The organism is Streptomyces sp. NPDC057099, assembly GCF_042671245.1.
GTDB lineage: Bacteria > Actinomycetota > Actinomycetes > Streptomycetales > Streptomycetaceae > Streptomyces > Streptomyces purpurascens.
The window spans coordinates 20,164-37,145 of record NZ_JBHUTX010000040.1 but is presented as its reverse complement, the minus strand read 5'-3'; the positions used below and the strand labels follow the sequence as shown (position 1 = coordinate 37,145).

At 73.2% G+C, this 16,982-nt stretch carries 19 protein-coding genes and 1 pseudogene; 7 read left to right on the top strand and 13 right to left on the bottom strand.

What is annotated here, in order from left to right; translation table 11 throughout:
• Positions 1–39 precede the first annotated feature (39 nt).
• Positions 40–660: an L-threonylcarbamoyladenylate synthase gene (locus tag ACFT4A_RS32755; RefSeq protein WP_184598807.1), complete on the bottom strand. Its 621-nt coding sequence runs from the start codon at positions 658–660 to the stop codon at positions 40–42.
• A gap of 136 nt (positions 661–796) precedes the next feature.
• On the opposite strand from ACFT4A_RS32755, the gene ACFT4A_RS32750 reads away from it, so the two are divergent.
• The gene (locus ACFT4A_RS32750; protein WP_382837432.1) at positions 797–2,290 is read left to right on the top strand and encodes a helix-turn-helix domain-containing protein; all 1,494 of its coding nucleotides are present in this window, start codon (positions 797–799) and stop codon (positions 2,288–2,290) included.
• Positions 2,291–2,504: 214 nt separating this feature from the next.
• On the opposite strand, the gene ACFT4A_RS32745 is transcribed toward ACFT4A_RS32750, so the two are convergent.
• Genes ACFT4A_RS32745 through ACFT4A_RS32720 form a run of 6 tightly spaced genes read right to left on the bottom strand, consistent with a single transcriptional unit; the run spans position 2,505 to position 8,198 of the window.
• Positions 2,505–3,731 (bottom strand): cytochrome P450, encoded by a 1,227-nt coding sequence (locus ACFT4A_RS32745; RefSeq protein ID WP_382837429.1) that lies wholly within the window; start codon positions 3,729–3,731, stop codon positions 2,505–2,507.
• Complete coding sequence (locus ACFT4A_RS32740) at positions 3,728–4,966, bottom strand: cytochrome P450 (RefSeq protein ID WP_382837426.1); 1,239 nt, start codon at positions 4,964–4,966, stop codon at positions 3,728–3,730. Before ACFT4A_RS32740 ends, ACFT4A_RS32745 begins: the two co-directional genes overlap by 4 nt.
• Positions 4,963–5,589, bottom strand: coding sequence for an ATP/GTP-binding protein (locus ACFT4A_RS32735; protein ID WP_382837423.1), 627 nt, complete (start codon positions 5,587–5,589; stop codon positions 4,963–4,965). Before ACFT4A_RS32735 ends, ACFT4A_RS32740 begins: the two co-directional genes overlap by 4 nt.
• A complete protein-coding gene (locus ACFT4A_RS32730; protein WP_184598817.1) occupies positions 5,561–5,923 on the bottom strand; it encodes a DUF742 domain-containing protein in 363 nt (120 codons plus the stop codon). Before ACFT4A_RS32730 ends, ACFT4A_RS32735 begins: the two co-directional genes overlap by 29 nt.
• Positions 5,920–6,342, bottom strand: coding sequence for a roadblock/LC7 domain-containing protein (locus ACFT4A_RS32725; RefSeq protein ID WP_382488620.1), 423 nt, complete (start codon positions 6,340–6,342; stop codon positions 5,920–5,922). Before ACFT4A_RS32725 ends, ACFT4A_RS32730 begins: the two co-directional genes overlap by 4 nt.
• Entirely contained in the window at positions 6,339–8,198 is a 1,860-nt protein-coding gene (locus ACFT4A_RS32720; protein WP_382837420.1) for an ATP-binding protein, read from the bottom strand. The genes ACFT4A_RS32725 and ACFT4A_RS32720 overlap by 4 nt, the downstream gene beginning before the upstream one ends.
• Positions 8,199–8,384: 186 nt before the next feature.
• Here ACFT4A_RS32720 and ACFT4A_RS32715 point away from each other — a divergent pair, with 186 nt between their 5' ends.
• Entirely contained in the window at positions 8,385–9,701 is a 1,317-nt protein-coding gene (locus ACFT4A_RS32715) for a hypothetical protein (protein ID WP_382837418.1), read from the top strand.
• 126 nt (positions 9,702–9,827) lie between these two features.
• Positions 9,828–10,291 (top strand): annotated as a pseudogene (locus tag ACFT4A_RS32710) (alkaline phosphatase family protein); the annotation flags it as partial.
• A 50-nt stretch (positions 10,292–10,341) separates the two neighbouring features.
• On the opposite strand, the gene ACFT4A_RS32705 reads toward ACFT4A_RS32710, so the two are convergent.
• Together ACFT4A_RS32705 and ACFT4A_RS32700 are read right to left on the bottom strand one after the other, a co-directional pair.
• Complete coding sequence (locus ACFT4A_RS32705; RefSeq protein WP_382837416.1) at positions 10,342–11,196, bottom strand: fructosamine kinase family protein; 855 nt, start codon at positions 11,194–11,196, stop codon at positions 10,342–10,344.
• A 61-nt stretch (positions 11,197–11,257) separates the two neighbouring features.
• Entirely contained in the window at positions 11,258–11,713 is a 456-nt protein-coding gene (locus ACFT4A_RS32700) for a hypothetical protein (protein ID WP_382837413.1), read from the bottom strand.
• 210 nt (positions 11,714–11,923) lie between these two features.
• On the opposite strand from ACFT4A_RS32700, the gene ACFT4A_RS32695 reads away from it, so the two are divergent.
• Positions 11,924–12,247: a hypothetical protein gene (locus ACFT4A_RS32695; protein ID WP_382837410.1), complete on the top strand. Its 324-nt coding sequence runs from the start codon at positions 11,924–11,926 to the stop codon at positions 12,245–12,247.
• A 31-nt stretch (positions 12,248–12,278) separates the two neighbouring features.
• Here the strand turns inward: ACFT4A_RS32695 and ACFT4A_RS32690 are convergent, their stop codons facing one another.
• Together ACFT4A_RS32690 and ACFT4A_RS32685 are read right to left on the bottom strand one after the other, a co-directional pair.
• Positions 12,279–12,815 (bottom strand): hypothetical protein, encoded by a 537-nt coding sequence (locus ACFT4A_RS32690; protein ID WP_189729795.1) that lies wholly within the window; start codon positions 12,813–12,815, stop codon positions 12,279–12,281.
• Positions 12,812–13,444 (bottom strand): hypothetical protein, encoded by a 633-nt coding sequence (locus tag ACFT4A_RS32685; RefSeq protein WP_382837531.1) that lies wholly within the window; start codon positions 13,442–13,444, stop codon positions 12,812–12,814. The genes ACFT4A_RS32690 and ACFT4A_RS32685 overlap by 4 nt, the downstream gene beginning before the upstream one ends.
• 252 nt (positions 13,445–13,696) lie before the next feature.
• Between ACFT4A_RS32685 and ACFT4A_RS32680 the strand changes: the two genes are divergently transcribed.
• Positions 13,697–14,227, top strand: coding sequence for a hypothetical protein (locus tag ACFT4A_RS32680; protein WP_382837406.1), 531 nt, complete (start codon positions 13,697–13,699; stop codon positions 14,225–14,227).
• Positions 14,228–14,354: 127 nt separating this feature from the next.
• Complete coding sequence (locus tag ACFT4A_RS32675; RefSeq protein ID WP_382837403.1) at positions 14,355–15,320, top strand: NAD-dependent epimerase/dehydratase family protein; 966 nt, start codon at positions 14,355–14,357, stop codon at positions 15,318–15,320.
• 75 nt (positions 15,321–15,395) lie between these two features.
• Here the strand turns inward: ACFT4A_RS32675 and ACFT4A_RS32670 are convergent, their stop codons facing one another.
• Positions 15,396–15,959 (bottom strand): hemerythrin domain-containing protein, encoded by a 564-nt coding sequence (locus tag ACFT4A_RS32670; protein ID WP_382837400.1) that lies wholly within the window; start codon positions 15,957–15,959, stop codon positions 15,396–15,398.
• A 75-nt stretch (positions 15,960–16,034) separates the two neighbouring features.
• Positions 16,035–16,568 carry a DoxX family protein gene (locus tag ACFT4A_RS32665; RefSeq protein ID WP_382837397.1) on the bottom strand — a complete coding sequence of 178 codons (534 nt, stop codon included), beginning with the start codon at positions 16,566–16,568 and terminating at the stop codon, positions 16,035–16,037.
• A 210-nt stretch (positions 16,569–16,778) separates the two neighbouring features.
• Between ACFT4A_RS32665 and ACFT4A_RS32660 the strand changes: the two genes are divergently transcribed.
• A complete protein-coding gene (locus ACFT4A_RS32660) occupies positions 16,779–16,967 on the top strand; it encodes a hypothetical protein (RefSeq protein ID WP_189729786.1) in 189 nt (62 codons plus the stop codon).
• Positions 16,968–16,982: the final 15 nt, after the last annotated feature.

The following is a 16,982-nucleotide window of genomic DNA, read 5'->3' as shown; positions in this document are numbered from 1 at the left end:
CCACGCGCCCTGATCGGACGCTCATAGTGAAAGGACCCCTTACTCGAACCGCGAGGTGTCGCCCGCGCCGTGCCGTACGATCTCCGCCTCCCCGCCGGAGAAGTCGATGACCGTCGTCGGCTCGGTGCCGCAGTCGCCGGAGTCGACCACCCCGTCCAGGACGTGGTCGAGCTCGTCCTTGATCTCCCAGCCCTGCGTCATCGGCTCCTCCTCGCCGGGCAGCAGCAGCGTGCTGGACAGCAGCGGCTCACCGAGCTCGGCGAGCAGGGCCTGGGTGACGACATGGTCCGGGATCCGGACGCCGACCGTCTTCTTCTTGGGGTGCTGCAGCATGCGCGGCACCTCCTTCGTCGCGGGCAGGATGAACGTGTAACTGCCGGGCGTCGACGCCTTGATCGCGCGGAACACGTCCTTGTCTACCCGTACGAACTGGCCGAGCTGCGCGAAGTCCTGGCACACGAGGGTGAAGTGGTGCCGGTCGTCCAGCTTGCGGATCGCCCGGATCCGGTCGATGCCGTCACGGCTGCCCAGGCGGCAGCCCAGTGCGTAACAGGAGTCCGTGGGGTAGGCGACAAGAGCGTCCGCGCGGATGCTGTCGGCGATCTGGCCGATGGTGCGCGGCTGGGGGTTGTCGGGGTGCACGTCGTAGTACTTCGCCATCTGCCGAGCTTATGCCGCCCGCGCGGGTCGGTGGCGCAGGGGCGGGTCTCGTCCCGGGATGAGTGCGTGGGACACGTGAGGTAACGTCCCCGACCGGTGCGCCGGAGGCGGTGCGAGGAGCGAGGGGAAGGCCCAGGTGGCTGGCCGAGAGGACGGGAACCGGCAGCAGGAGACGCCGGCCGGCGCGGGTCCGGCGTGGGCGGAGGAACTGCTCGAGCATCTGCGCCCCGCGGGACGCGACGTCCGCAGAGTCGTCGCCTGGCTCTCCGGCGCCGTGCGCGGATCGGTGGCCCTGCAGGACGCCGCCGGGAATCTCATCGCCGGGAACCGGCTGCCGCTGGACGAGGACCTCGTCACGGACATCACCGCGGGCCGGATCGCCTCCGCCGCCTGGGAGAGCCGGGAGCGCCACCTGCGCCTGGTCCGGGTGGAACACCCCTCCCACGCGTGCGTGCTGGCCGTCTCCCGCGAGACCCCCTTCGACCGGCGGGCCTCCGACGTGGTCACGCACACCGCCCAGGTGATCGAGCTCCTGCTGACGGCGCGCGAGTCGACCGCGGCAGGACACCGGCTCCGGCGGGCCACCTCCGACCTGCGCCTGGCCATCCTGCAGCTGCTCATGGTCGAGGACACCGTCGCCGCCCGCCGCGTCGCCGCCGGGCTCTGGCCCGGACTGCTCGACGCCGACACCGCGTGCGTGTACGTGGTCGAGTCCGGCCCCGCCGTACGCGACCGCGTCGCCGAGGAGTGCCTCGACAGCACCGGGGAGGAAGCCCTGGTCGTGCGCTGCCCGGCCATGGACGGGCACGTGATCGTCGTCAGCCCCCGTGACGCCACCCGCGAGGCCTTGCGATCACTGGTGGGACGGCACCCGGACCTCTTCCTCGGCGGCAGCGTCCGGCAGAGCCTGGCCCGGACCGCCACCGCGTACGGACAGGCCGTCAGCGCCCTCGCGGTCGCCCACTTCCGGCCCGACAAGACGGCCGTGTACGCCGAGCGCACCCACCCGGAACGCCTGATGGACCCGGTGGCGCTGCGCGACTGGACGTCCCATGTGCTGCGCCCGCTCGACACCCTGCCGCACCACACCCGCGCCGAACTGCTCGCCACCAACCGTCTCGGCCTGGAGTTCACCGCCGTCAACGCCGCCAAGGTCCTCGGCGTCAGCCGCAACACCGTCCGCGCCCGCATGGAACGCGTCGAGGGCCTGCTCGGCACGGACTTCGCCGACCTCACGGTCCGGGCAGTCGTCCACCTGGCGCTCAACACCCGGATAGGCCTGCCCGACGCGCATCCGGCGAGCGACACCGGCAACCCCGGACTCCGGCTCTGCGACCTGCTGTCCGGGCCCGCTGTGCGCGCCTGGGCACAGGACCTGCTGGGCCGGCTGGACGCGGACGCCAGGAACCCGCGCCGGACCCTGCGCACCTGGATCGCCGCCGGCGGCAACGCCGAACGGGCCGCGCAGACCCTGGGCGTGCACGCGCAGACCGTGCGCGAGCACGTCCGCAGCGCCGAACCCGTCCTGGAACGCCAGCTGCTGGCCGCCGGCACCGACCTGTACGAGGTGGTGCTCGCGCACCTGGCCGTAGGCGACCTCGACCTGCCGGTTTTCCACCGCCGCGACTGACCTCTTTGCCTCAGGGGCAACCGGTTGGCCGGATGCAGGCGGGACGAAAGCGGGCCAACCGGACTCAGCTGTGCACGGGTGAGCCTTGTTGAGCGCGCAACGGGCATCGACGCGGTTCACAAGGCCTCTGCCATGGACGTAAGTTCAACGCACCGCGGGGGCACGACCGGAACGGGGGACCGGTCGCGCTCCCGCGAGCTGTCCGTCGGCCGCCTCAGCCCCGCAGCCGCACCGGGATCTCCTGCCAGCCGAAGGCGATGAAGGACGGCACCTGCCGCAGGCCTTCGCCACCGGTGGCCAGGCTCAGGTCGGGGAAGCGGTCGAACAGGGCAGGCAGCGCGGTGAGCGCCTCCAGACGGGCCAGAGGGGCGCCGATGCACCGGTGGACCCCGATCCCGAACGCCAGATGGTCGTCGGCGGCGCGTGTGGCGTCGAAGTGGTCGGCGTCCGCACCGTAGTGCTCGGGGTCGAGGCCCGCGGCGGCGTACGTCGTGATGATGGCGTCGCCGGCCGGGACCGTGACATCACCGACGGTGAGGTCGGTGACGGCGAACCGGAGCGGCAGCGAGGCGATCGACGGGTGCGCGCGCAGCGTCTCGTCGACGACGGCGTCCCAGCCGATCTCCCCCGACCGCACGGCGGCCAGCTGCTCGGGGCGACGGAGCAGGGCCACGGCCGCGTTGCCTATCAGATTGACGGTGGTCTCGAAGCCGGCCCCGATGACCAGCAGCAGCGTGTACAGCAGCTCCTCGTCGCTGAGCCGGTCGCCGTCCTCGTCCCGGACCCGGATCAGCTCGGTGGCCATGTCGTCGCCAGGGTGCGCGGCCTTGTGCGCGATCAGCGCGGGCAGCACCGTGCCGATCTGCCGCTGGACGGACGCGGCGTGCTCCGGGCTCGGGTCGGTGGTGTCCATGATGGCCGCGATCATCCGGGCGGTGTCCTCCCACAACTCGTCCGGGACACCGAACAGTTCGCAGATCAGCCGCATCGGCAGCGGATGGGCGAACCCCTCCTTGATGTCCACGACCTCGTCGCCGACGGCGTCGAGCGCGTCCAGCAGCTCCGCCGTGATCGCCTCCACCCGGGGCCGCATCGCCTCGGTGCGCCGGTGCGTGAAGCTGGGCGCCACCAGCTTGCGCAGCCGTGTGTGGTCCGCGCCGTAGGTGGAGAGCATGTTGACCACGCCCACCCAGCCCAGGATCCAGCCCCAGGACGGGTGCTCGCCGACCTCGGGCCACAGCCGCCAGTGCAGCCGCGGGTCCCTGCTCACCCGCGGATCGAGGATGAGCTCCTTCAGCGTGTCGTAGCGCGTGGGCGCCCAGGCGGGGATGCCGCCGGGCAGCTCCACGGGCACGATCGGGCCGAGGGAGCGCAGCCGGGCGCTCTCGCCCGCTATGTCGGCGCCGAACGGGTCGAGAGCGATGCGGTCGGTCACGGTCACGGTCGTCCTCCTGGACGGTCGGGGGAGCGGGGGCTGAAACGGACGGGCAGTTCCGTCAGCGAGCGGTGGAAGGGACCGGGACGCCAGGTGAGGCGCTCACGGGGCAGCACGGGTTCGAGGTCGGGCAGCCACTGGGTGAGCCGTTCGATCGCCTCGGTGGCGATGAGCAGGGTGTGCTGCTTCACCGGGCAGGCGTGCGGGCCCGCCGACCAGGACAGATGGGAGGCGTCCCCCGAGTGGCGGTCCGCGCCGCGCTCCTGCTCGGCGGCCTGCGCCAGCGCCCCGTAGGAGATCACCACCGGCACCGCCGCCCTGATCCATACGCCGTGGAAGGTCACGGCCGTACGGGCGTAGTGGATGCCGTAGTTGGCGAGCGGCGTCTCGTGGTGCAGCACCTCCAGCACCGCGTCCGTCACGGGACGGGCGCCGCTGGTGAGCGTCGAGTAGTAGGCCGGGTTCCCGAGGATCCTGGACAGCGCGTTGGACACCAGGTTGGCCGTCGGCTCGTGCCCCGCGCCGAGCGTGAGGAAGACCTGCCAGGTGACCTCCTCGGGGGTCAGCCCCGCCGGATGGTCCAGCAGCCAGCTCGGCAGGTCGTCGCCGCGCCGCTCCGTCTTGGCGGCGATCAGCTCCAGCACGTACCCGCCGAACTCGGCCTCGCCCTCCGCCGCCTGCGCGCCGCCCTCGATCAGCTTGCCGAGGGCGGAGTCGAGCCGGTCGCTCGCGCTGTCCGGCAGCCCGAACAGGCTGTTGAACACCAGCGCCATCAGCGGCCTGGTGAACTCGCCGACCAGGTCGGCCTCGCCCCGCGGCCCGAACCGGCCCACCAGCAGGTGCACCGCCCGGTGGATCCGGGCCCGCAGGTCGTGCGGCTCCACCAGGTCGAAGGCGTCGATCAGCGTGGTGCGGTAGCGGAGGTGGGCGGCGCCGTCGGCGAACAGGGTGTTGGGCCGCCAGCGCATCATCCCGAGCACCGGCGAGTCGTCGGGGACGGTCGCCTCCCACGGCCGGGGATCGTGCGAGAACGTCTTCGTGTCGTGCAGCAGGTCCAGCGCCGCCCGCCGGTCCGTGACGACGTACGCCGCCACACCGGGCGCGAGTTCCGCCCAGCCGACCGGGCCGTGGGCGCGCAGGGCCGCGTAGTAGGGGGAGGGGTCGCGGGCGAAGCCGTCCTCCCACAGGCGTACGGGCGACGCGAGGGAGAAGGCCTGCTCGGCGGGGGACGGATGTGTCACCGGTGCTCCGCGGGTCGGTGGTCGATCAGGTGCTGGACCAGGGCGAGCAGGGAGTCGATCGAGGAGTCCGCCTCCCGCGCGTCGCAGGTCACCATCGGGGTCGTCGGCTCCAGGTCCAGGGCGGCACGCAACTGCTCGGGCGTGTGGTGGCGGGGCGCGTCCGGGAAGGTGTTGAAGGCCACCGCGTACGGCAGCCCGGTCTCCTCCACCAGCCCGAGCACGTCGAACGAGGCGTCGATCCGGCGGGCGTCGACCAGGACGAGCGCGCCGAGCGCCCCGTAGGAGATGTCGTCCCACAGCGGCCGGAACCGCTCCTGGCCGGGCGTGCCGAACAGGTACAGCACGATCCCGCCCGGCAGGCTGATCCGGCCGAAGTCGATGGCGACCGTGGTGGTCGACTTGTCCCGCACTCCGGCGAGATCGTCCACAGCCACGGACGCCTCGGTGAGCTGCTCCTCCGTGTGCAGCGGACGGATCTCGGAGACGGAGCCGATCAGGGTGGTCTTGCCCACCCCGAAGGGCCCGGTGACCAGGATCTTCACCAGGTCGCGCGCGGTGTCGGGAAGGTGGATGTCCGTGCCGCCGGGCTGGGCGTCAACGGTGCTTGAGGTCGCGGAGGCCATCGGCCACTCTCTTCAGCAGGTCGGGGTCGAAGCGTCGGGCGGGCGGGATGGGCGCGCGGGCCAGTGCCAGGTCGCGGTCGACGAGGCCGGCGGCCAGCACCAGCACGGCGGAGACCGGCAGCCGCAGCAGGGCGGCGGCCTCCACGACCGTCAGCGACCCGTACTCCAGCTCTTCCAGGAGGGCCGCCTGGGCGGCGGGCAGATCGGGGGGAGCCGGCTCACCGCTGCCGGTGAGCACGGACAGCCGCTCCAGATGGGCACGGCTGGGCCGCGCCACCCCGCCGGTCGACAGGTACGCGGGAACCAGGGGACGGCCGCCTCTGCGGCCGGTCATGCCGGCGTGCCGCCGTCGGCCCCTCGGGGCCCGGCGGCCATCGCCTTCTCGCCCAGCCGGGCGACCTGCGAGTGCACCCGGTGGGCGAGCAGGTCGAGACGCACCTCGGGATCGCCGTACGCGGCCACGCAGGTGCCGTGGTCCGTCGGCACGATGAGCACATAGCCGTGGTCCGACTCGATGACGACCTGCCGTATCTCGGCCCGGTCGGTGTCGGCGAACGCCGCCGCCGCGGTACGGCAGGCGCCCTGCACGGTGCTGGTGATGGCGGCGACCCGCTCGGCCGACGGCTGCGACAGCGCGTCGGTGTAGCCCGTCACGAGCCCGTCCCGGGTGAGCAGGACGGCCGCCACGACGTGCGGCACCTCCAGGACCGGTTCGAGCACCCATGCCGTGTCCCCCGCTGCGCGGCTGGTCATCGAGCCGTTCCCCCTTCGTGGTCGTTCCGGTCGTGATCGGTGTCGTCGGACGCCGTGTCGGCCGTGGTCGCGGCCGGGGCACCCTCAGATACGGCTGGAAAGGCGCCGGTGTTCGGCCTGGCGGCGGCGGAACGTCCGGCCGCCGTGCCGGACTGGAGCGCGCCGAGGGCGGCGGCGGACTCCTCGGGGCGCCGGGGCCTGCGCTGCGGCCCGGGAGCCGGAGCGGACGCGGAGCCCTGGGAGTCCGACGACGGCGTGGCCCGGCTGCGGCGACGGCGCTGGGGGAGGCCGCCGCTGTCACGGGGGCTGTGATGGCCCGGGGCCGGGGCTGCGGCCCGGCCGTCCTGGTCCGTGCCGTAGCCGTGCTCGTGGGACGAGGCGGTGGGGGCCGGCGCGGCCGGCGCGGGCCTCTCGGGTCCGGTGGTCGGCTCGGGCGTCTGGGGCCCGGTGGTCGGTTCAGGGGGCTGGGGCCCGTTGGTCGGCTCGGACTCGCAGGACCCGAGGGGCTCGTCTGCCTGGTGAGGCCCAGTGGACGCGTGGGGCCGGTCAAGCGCGGTGGCCGGGGCGGGTGCGGCCCTGCGGGGCCCGGCGGGCCGGTCGGGCCCGTCGGACGCGGGGGCCGAGGCCGGTTCGGTTCCGCCGGACCAGGCGGGCGCGGGCGCGGGCGCGCCCGGCTCCGTGCCGCGGGGCGAGGCGGAGTCGCCCGCCGTGTCCCGCACGGTCTCCTTGCGGGTGGAGCGCGGGGCGCTGGCCGCCGGGGGCAGTTCCTCGGGGTCGATCCTGGTCAGCAGATGGCGGTCGATCCGCAGCACCGCCCGCACACCGCCGTACGGCGACGGGGAGGACAGGTCGACGCTCAGATCGAACTGCCGGGTCAGCCGGCCGATCGCGGCGAGTCCCATGCGCGGCGGGTCGCCGAGCTCGGTGAGCAGGATCGGTTCGCAACTGCCCACCATGCGCTGGGCCCGGGCGCGTTCGTCCTGCGTCATGCCCAGCCCGGCGTCGTCCACGGTGACACAGGCACCGTGGTGGACGGCCTCGAGATTGACCACGATGCCGGTGTCGGGCGCGGAGTGCCGCAGCGCGTTGTCGAGCAGTTCGGCGACGATGATGGCGACCGGCTCGACGGCGTGGGACACCAGGGCGGTGCCGGCCGCCAGGTGGTTGTGGATCCGGACGCGCTGGTAGCCCGCGAGCCGGGCCTGACCGCCCGTCACCGCGTCCACGAGGTGGGACTCCTCCCGGGCGAGCCCGACCCAGGCCCCGCACACCACCGCGGCGATCTGCGCGCGGCGCAGCGACTGCTCGTTCTCGTGGTCCAGTTCGAACAGGGTCTGCGCCAGCTCGGGGTCGTCGTAGCGCTGTTGGAGACCGCGCAGGGCGTCCTGCAGCCGGTACAGCGCCGCCTGGATCTCCCGGGTCGCCCCGCGCATCCCGGCCTGTGCGGCGGCGTCGATCCGGGTGCGCTGCGCGGCGAGTTCGGCGTGCAGTCCCTTCAGCACCTGCTCCAGCGCGAATCCCAGGGGCGAACCGGCGAGCTGCGGGCTCAGCGGGCCGGGCACGGTGACGTGGGGATGCGCGACCTGCCGGGCGGCGGAGGGCAGGCGCCGCGCCGCCAGATGCTCGACCTCGGCCGTGAACGCCCGTGAGGTGCCGTCGAGTTGCGCCCGCAGCGCGGCCGTTTTCGCGCGCTGGGCGGCCAGTTGCCGCCGGGAGCGCAGCAGCCCGCCGCCGAGGGCGAACGCGGACAGTGTGCCGAGGGCGAGACCACCGACGGCCAGGTCCGGTAGTTCGATCATCGAAGCGATTCCAGGGGGAGTGGTCAGGGCGAAGTCCGAGGTGCTCTGGCGAGCCACCCGCAGCACAGTACACACCGTCATCGACTGATCTCGCACGGTGGAGCGCCACTTCGTTCCGAAAGTGATCGCCGTCTGTTCGCATCTGAGGTAACTGTCGGGATTGCCATGCGGAGGAGATTGTCAGTGGCGGATGCCACGATGCCGACCGCTCACCATTCCATCCCTTGCGAGGAGGAGCTGATCGTGCGCAGGCCGGTCGAGGGAGAGGTATTCGTGCACTATGGCCAGATCTACGTCGAGAGCGATCCGGACGGCTACGGGCCGAGCCTCGACGAGGCGTTCGCGGGGCAGAGCTCGGGGCTGTGCGGGGCGGCGTCGCCGGGCTCCCTGCACCTGAGCACCGGCCTGCACACCGGCGATGTCGGCTTCACTGTCGAGGTGTGTGAGGGGGCCCCGCCGCTGGATCCGGTCTGGGAAGACGTGGTGGAGGTGTCCTTCCGCCCCGTGTCGCGGGACAGCGCGCTCGTGCAGTGGGCGGGCGAGGACTCCTGGCCGCTCGGCCTGGAGGAGACCGACTACCGGGTGCGGTACTGCGCCCTGGGCATGGACCGGGCGGGCGAGAAGGACACCCGGACGGACGACGAGCCCCAACTGGACCGCTACCTCCTGCAGTTCTGGCCCGCCCCGCCCGAGCCGGACCGCGTCGTGAAGCAGACCTCGCTGAACGCCGCCCACTGGCACCGCTACGCCCGTGAACTGCCGCCGCCTCCCACCCCGGCCGAACGCGCCGAAGCCGAGCGCCAGGAGCGCCTCGCCGAGGAGGCGGCGGAACGGGAGCGGCTGCTCGCCCGCGAACGCTGGGAGTGGGGCGGACAGTCGCCCAGTCAGGCCCTGCGCGAGGTCGGCGGCAACGTCCGCGGCCTCCGCCCGTTCGACCACGCCCTGCTCCACGCCCTCGACGCCTCCGGTTCCGCCACCCAGCGCGCGGTGGCCCTGCTCGCCGCCCGCCGTGCCTGTGAGGCGGCCGGTCTCGCCTCCCTCGGCTGGGTCACCGACGCGCTCACGGCCCTGGCCGAGAGCCGCCCGCTGCCCCCGCCCTTCGACGACGACGCCCGCATGTGGCAGACCTTGGCCACCGACCCGCACGTCCCGGACCGCACCGTCGGCCGTGCCGTCCCGCCCGAGCGGCCCCCCTTCCGGCCGTCCCTGTCCCCGGGCGACCGCGGCCTGCACCCCCAGGAGGTCGCACAGGCCGTGGTCGGCCCGGCGGCCGCCGTGGCGAGAAGGGCGGCCGCCGAGGCGGAATCACCGACCACCACGGTGAGTCCGCCGGCCCCCGACTCCACTCACTGCACCCTGATGATCAGCTTCGGCCCGCCGGACCCGTCCCTGCGCGTCTCGCAGCCCCACGCGGCCCTCCCCGCGATCATCGGCGCCGCCGAACCCGACCCGCTCCAGGCGGCTTTCGACGCGTTGTACGCGGCCGTGGTCACATACGGAGAGGACCACCCGGCCCTCCTCGCGGAGGTCTGGTCCGCGGTCGAGGGGCGACGCTCGTAGCCCGGCCCCCGACCGCGCCCCGGTTCACGCACTGACCATCCGTCCCCCAAGCCCGGGCAACGCGCTGGGCATGCGGGGACATGGCCGGTCAGGTCTTGGCCAACCGCACCCCGTGCCTTGGTCGCGAAGGTGTGGCGCAAGACCGCGTTCATCCTCAACTACGACGAGAACGACGGCCTGTTCGATCACGTGGTCTCGCCGACCCCGGCCGCCGGCACGGCGGACGGGTTCGTCCAGGGGCTGCCGATCGGCGGCGGCTTCCGTGTCCCCGCCGTCATCGTCTCGCCGTGGACCGTCGGCGGCTGGGTCGCCTCCGAGCCCTTCGACCACACCTCCGCGCTGCGGTTCCTGGAGCGGTTCACCGGAGTCGAGGAGCCAACGTCAGCGACTGGCGGCGGGAGACCTTCGGCGACCTGACCTCCGCCTTCCGCTTCTCGCACGCCCGGCCGCGTCCGCCGCGTCTGCCCGACGACACCGCCGAGCAGCTGCGGAAGGCCCAGCAGGAGGTCGCGACCCTGCCCGAGCCGACGCTGCCGGGAGCCGACCAGCGCTTCCCGCGCCAGGAGAGGGGCCGCCGCCCGCACGTGTGACGCCCGGCCCGCCCCGCCCGCTCCACGGCACGACGTGACCCGCCGACAGGTCACCCCGCCAGGGCGCCACGGGCCACCGAGAGGGCCTGTTCCGCGTAACTCCGGCCGAACAGCGCGGCGTGCACCAGCAGCGGGAACAGCTGGTGCACGCCGACTCGGTCCGCCCAACCTTCGGCGAGCGGCGCCTGCTCCTGGTAGCCCTCCAGTACCGCCTCCAGGTGGGGACAGCCGAAGAGACGCAGCATCGCCAGGTCGGTCTCGCGGTGCCCGCCGTGCGCGGCCGGGTCGATCAGCCACACCTGCCCGTCGGACCCCCACAGCACGTTGCCGTTCCACAGGTCGCCGTGCAGCCGGGCGGGCGGCTCGGCCGGCCCCGCCAGCCCGGGCAGTCGCTCGCACAGCCGCTCCACGACGGTCGCCTCACCGGGACGGACGGTGCCCTGGTCGACGGCGCGCCGCAGATAGGGCAGGACACGATGCCCGGCGTACCAGCGCGGCCAGTCGGTGCCGGGCTCGTTGCGCATCGGGGCGAGCCCGATGTACGCGTCGGCGGGACCGTCCGGTGGCGACGCGCCGAACGCCGGCGCCCCGGCGGCGTGCAGGACCGCCAGGTCACGGCCGAAACGGACCGCCGCCTCGCGGCTCGCCCGCCCCTGCGGAACCCGGTCGATGACCAGCCAGCTCCCGTCGTGGCCGTGCACGCCCGGCACCCGCACCGCCCCGGCACCGGCCAGCCAGCGCAGCCCGGCCGCCTCCGCCCGGGTCGCCCCCGGATCGTCGGCACGCTTGACGACCACCACCCGCCCGTCGTCGAGGGTGACCTCCGCGAGGGCCCCGGACAGGGGCCGTTCGCCGGTGACCACCCGTCCGGTGAGCCGGGCGGCGGCGTCCGTACGGGCGGTCATACGTGGTCCTCCTCGGCTCCGCGGCTGATCTGCGACCAGCGTACGGTCGTGGCCGAGTCGCTCAGCTCCCGGAACCGCAGTCGACGTCGAGGAGCTGGATCGGCCGCGTCGCGTCCAGGTCGACATAGGCCGTGAAGTCGGCCTTGCCGGACCCGCCGTTCCAGTACGTGCTCACGGTCGCCCAGCCGACCCGTGCGGACTGGGCCGTGGTGACCGGGCCGATGTCGATGGACGCCGGGACGTTCTGGGCGCACAGCAGGACGTCGAACTCCGGGTTGTCGGCGACCTTCTCCTTGAGCTGCGGCGAGATGCCGTACTTGCGGGCGAAGTCGCCGGGGCCGTGCTCGCCGTAGAAGTCCTCGAGGAAGGTGTGGATCTCCTCGGCGGTGTACCGGCCGTTGCCGTCGACGGCGGACGCGGCGGCGGCCGGGACCGCGGCGGCGGCGATGCCGAGAGCGGCGACACAGCCGACGGCGTAGGCGCGCCAGCGGGCCGGACGCGCGGTGGTGCGGATCATTCTGGATACCCCCGTTGTGGTCTGTTGCGGCAGTTCGTTATTTCTTTTCTTGTCTTGGTCGCAGGAGTAGACCTGCCCCGGCCGCCCGCCGTTGTGCTCGGCTCGACGGCCGTTTCGATTCCGGGACATTCGCCACGCGCCGGTCACGCGGGACGGTGAAATCCCGTCGCCCACCGACAGAACCGGCCGCCGCCGGGGGAGCAGTCGGGCATGACGACTTCACCGTTCCAGCGCACCATCGCCCTGCCCGCCCCCGTGTGCGAACAGGCCGCACAGCACCTGGAGCAGGCCGCGCAACGGGCCATCGACGGAGCCGCGATCCCCCTGAAGGCGTTCCGCGCGGCCGCCGACAGCGACTTCACCCTCCCCGTCCCGGTCGTCGAGCAGGCGGCGGCCTGTCTGCTGGTCCTGGCCACCGAGACCGCCCAGACCGTACGCCCCTCGGCCCTGCGCGCCACCATCAGCGTCGCGCTGCGGCTGCGCGACGCCGTGGATCTGACGCATCAGCCCGCCCTCAGCAGCAGGTTCTGGTGACGTGGGGCCGATTCTCCGGAGAAACCGTGCGTCAGCCGGTCTCGCGGAAGGCGACGTCGACCTGTCTGCGGCGCAGTTCCTCCAGCGAGGTGTGCTGCCGCCGGGCCCGTTCGACGAGGTCGTCGAGCTGTCGCGCGTCGAGGCGTCGGTCCGTGCCGGCCAGGGCGCGGAGTGCCTGCCAGACCGCGGTCTTGCCGTCCACTCCCAGCCGCAGCGCCTCCAGCTCCCACAGCGTGCTCAGCGGGGAACGCCGTACCAGGCTGCCGTTGCTCTTCAGACGCCCCATCTGCTCGGCGGCCCGGCCCGCGTAGACCTTGTAGCGCCGCACCGGGACGTCCAGCCGTCGCATGATGTGGAGCAGGCTCGCCCGGTCCTCGGCGATCTCGTCGGCGATCGGAGCCAGCGCGTCGGCGAGCACCGGATCACCGCACGAGCGCAGCAGATAGCGGACTCGGGCGGTCCCGGCGGTGGCACCGGCGAGATGGTCGTTGAGGTAGATGCCCAGCAGGGACATGTCCGTGGCCGGAGCACCCGGTGCGCCCGGCGGGTCCGCTCGCTGTTCCGTCATGGCACTGCTCCTGTTCTGCTCCGGCCCTGTGCCACGGCCACCCGCGTGGTGACACGTACGAGGCAGGGACTTCGGGGCGTCGAGCCGGGCCCGAACCGCACGGGAGGCTCGACCCGGGCGAGGGCGCCGAGGCTCTCGCCCTCGTAGGTGACCATGGCCGAGGTGACGGGGTGCAGGTCCCGGACGCCGTACCACTGGTGCCGGCCGGCCCGGGCGCTGCCGTGGGTGCGCGCGCCCAGCAGCAGCCGGGCGGGCCGGTCCCACAGCGCGATCCAGCCCGGACTGGTGGCGAGCCGGACCGGCACCGCCCGCAGCGCGAGGCCCCGCAGGCCCCTGCGGCCGGTGCTGAAACGGAGGTCGAGCGGCGGTGCCGAGACGGCCCAGTGCCGGCGGTCGGTGACCCGCACCCCGACCGGCACGACCCGAACCTCGTCGAAGACATACGTGGCGGCCACGAAGTCCGCGGTCTCCCGCGAGGGCGCCAGCAGCAGCCGCAGCCCGCCGGGCTCCTCGACCATCACATCGCTGAACGGCCCGAACGGCGATCTCGCCCAGTGCCCGAGCACCACCCGGGCGCCGGACGCCGTTCCGATGCCCGCGATCCAGCCGTCGAAGCGCAGGGTGCGCAGCGACGACCGGGTTCGGGTAGACCGGGCCGGACCACTGGGTTCGCCGGACTCACCGGGACCGTGGAAGAGCACGCGGGCCGGGTGCCCGGCCCTTTCGAGGCGAAACGGCACCGGGGCTCCTCCGTCCGGGCTCCGGCGATGTGGCCGAGGCCACGTCACGGAGGAGGTTCCTGTCACGCCCGGGCGAGCACGGCGGCGACTACCGTCTACGGGCAGATCCCCGCTTCCCCCACCCTTTCGGACGGCCCGGCAGTGCAAGCAGATCTCTCCCCTGTCATCGCGGCGACCGCCCAGTGGCTGACCCGCGCCTTCCCCGCCTCCGGGGGCGCGCTGGCCTCCGCCCTGTGCGAGGTACAGGCCCGGCAGGCCGTGACGGTTGCGGCGTGGCTCAGGTACCCGACCGAGATGGACGCCGCCCTGCTCGGCATGGCGGGCCCCGGCGGCTCCGCGCGGCTCGACTGGGTCTCCGGCGCCGACGCGGCCCCGGACGACGACGGGGACGACGCGCACGCCTGGCGCACCTGGGTGGACGAGGTCGTCGCGAGCTGGGCCGCCTGCCTGCTCACCGACCCGGAGCTGGCCGACCGGGCGGTGGCCGCGCTCGCCGAGGGCAGCCACAGCACCGGCACACCGGCCGAGTTCCGCCGGCTCGTCGCCCCCGACGACGGCGACCGCCGCGCCGCCGCCCTGCTGCGCCACCCCGACCTGCTAGCCCCGGTGGCCGGACTGCACCACTCCCAGCTCCTGGACCGCCTCCACCCGGGCCGCACACTGACCGCCTGACCGGCGCCCCTGCCGGAGCCCGTCCTCACCCTCCGTCACTCACCTCTTTGCCGTACGCGACCGTGCCCCGCTCACACGGGCGGCGGACGCTGAGCGTGGGAACGCCGCCGACGGAGGAGAGACCGACATGACCACCGCCCTCGCACGGAGCTGGGAACACGCCGTCGTCACGGGCGGTGCCGGATTCGTCGGATCCCATCTGTGCGCGGCCCTGCTGGACGCGGGCGCCGCCGTCACCTGCGTGGACGATTTCAGCACCGGCAGGGCGGAGAACATCTCCCCGCTGCTCGAACGGCCCGGCTTCACGCTGGTGCAGGCCGACGTCGCGGAGGGACTGCCGGTCAGGCAGCGGCCCGACCTCGTCCTGCACTTCGCCTCCCCGGCGTCCCCGGCGGACTACCTGCGGCTGCCGCTGCACACCCTGGAGACGGGCAGCCTCGGCACCCGCAACGCCCTGGACCTCGCACACTCCTCGGGGGCCCGCTTCGTCCTGGCCTCGTCCTCCGAGATCTACGGCGACCCGCGGCAGCACCCCCAGGACGAGCGCTACTGGGGCAACGTCAACCCCGTGGGCCCGCGCGGCGTCTACGGCGAGGCCAAACGCTTCGGCGAGGCGCTGACCACCGCACACGCCGAGACCCTCGGCACCGACACCTGCGTCGTGCGGCTGTTCAACACCTACGGCCCCCGGATGCGCGGCGAGGACGGACGCGTGGTGCCGGCCTTCGTACGGCAGGCCCTGGCGGGCGAGCCGCTCACCGTGACCGGCGACGGCCGGCAGACCCGGTCGCTGTGCTACGTCGACGACACCGTGCGCGGCGTCCTCGCGGCGGCCGCCCACGGCATGCGCGGCCCCGTCAACATCGGCAGCCCGACCGAGATCAGCATGCTCGACCTGGCGCGACTGGTCGTCGAACTGACCGGGTCCGCCTCGGAGATCCGCCCCGTCGCCCGCCCGGTGGACGACCCGGCCGTGCGCTGCCCGGACATCACGCTGGCCCGCGACAAGCTCGGCTGGGAACCGCAGGTACGCGCCGAGGAAGGGCTGCGGCGCGCGATCGCCTGGTTCCGCGAGGACGCGACGGCCGGCTGACCCACCCGGGCACGCCCCCGGTTCCTCGGCGCGCGCACCGACGCGCCCGGGCCCCCGGGTGCGCGCGGCTGTGCCCTAGCCGAACTTGCCGCGGCCGGTCAGCGCGTCGCGCAGCCGGTCGACCATCCCCGTGCCCGGAGCAAGGAGTTTGTTCGCCGGGGGCCTGTCGGGGGCGGCCGGGTGGGGCCGGGTCGGGGCGGTCTTCTTCGCCTTGCGGACCTTGTCGCCCAGCTCGTTGAGCGTGTCCATCGGACAGGCCTGCCGCAGCGCGGGGAAGAGGGTCTTCTCCTCGTCCGCGAGGTGGGAGCGGATCTCGCTCGTCAGCATGCCCATCAGCCGGTCGAAGTCGGCGTCGCCCGCGTCGCAGGCCTCCAGGTCCTTCATGATGCGCTCGGCCGTCGCGTGGTCGGCGAGTTCACGGTCGGCGAGGACGTCCCCGTTGGCCACGTGCTCGCGTACGGCCGGATACAGGTAGGCCTCCTCGGCCACCGAGTGCCGTACCAGCTCGATCGTGACCTGGTCCGCGTACACCTTGCGGTCCTGGTGACCGGACGGCAGCGCCTCGATCCTGCCGAACATCTCCTCGACTTCGCGGTGATCGGTCACCAGCTCGTCGATGACGTTTCCTCCGTGTCCCATGTCCTTCACCTCCTGTCCCCGGGTCCCCCTGCCCCGAATGGGCTAACGCGCGGCCCCGAACAGGTCCCGGGCGGCTCAGACGGGGAGCTTGGCCCGGACCCGGCCGGCCGCGGCGGCAGGCCGAGCGGTGGCACGGACGGAGCGGCGCACCAGTCCCGCGTCGTGCCGCAGGCCGTGCGCGGCATGGGTGCCGCGCCACAGCAGCGAGGGGCGTGCGCCGGTGTCGTCCGCGGCGATCAGCAGCCCGCCGAGCATCGACATGTTCTTGAAGAAGTGGATGCGCTGCCGGGCCCGTTCCTCGGGGTCCTTTGCCTCCCAGAACCGGTGCGCCGCCAGCGTCGTGGGCACCAGCGTCGCAGCGATGGCCAGCGCGGCCGGACGCGGCATGCGCCCCGTGGCCAGCATCAGGCCCGCCACGACCTGTACGCCGCCGCTGAGCCGTACGACCTGCTCGGTGCGGTCGGGCAGCGCCGAGACACGTTCGGTGACCGGTTGGACGACCGGTTCGGCGACCGGGGCGACCTCCTCCGGGGCGCGGACGGAACTCAGGCCGCCCGTCAGGAACATCGAGGCCAGCATGGGGCGGCCGAGCACGCGCAACAGACTCATGACCCTCTCCCAGGGTGTCGGTGGGTACAGCGCTCGCCGGGTTCCCCGCCAGGGGCGAAAGCACGCACCCGGTTCGCCCCCAGGAGTTGATACGCGTGCGTCGGATGTTGAACAAGTGATGTAAATAAACTCATGGGTAAGTTGGCATGATTTGTCACCATCAGGTGCACTAGAGGAGAAAGCATCCGCTTCCCTCAAGGAGATGGTGCAATGTCCCCCACCGACAAGGTCGCCAAGGAACTGACGGGCATCCAGAGCGCCGACATCGAGGCCGCACTCGACCCGGCAGAAACCGACGGTATCTACCGCGACAGCCGTGAGTGCGCCGCACTCGCGCTGTTCAAGGGCGGATTCGGACTCCTCCTGTCGCCGCCCACCCCGCGCCCCAAGAAGGGTTGAGTGGATCGACAGGAG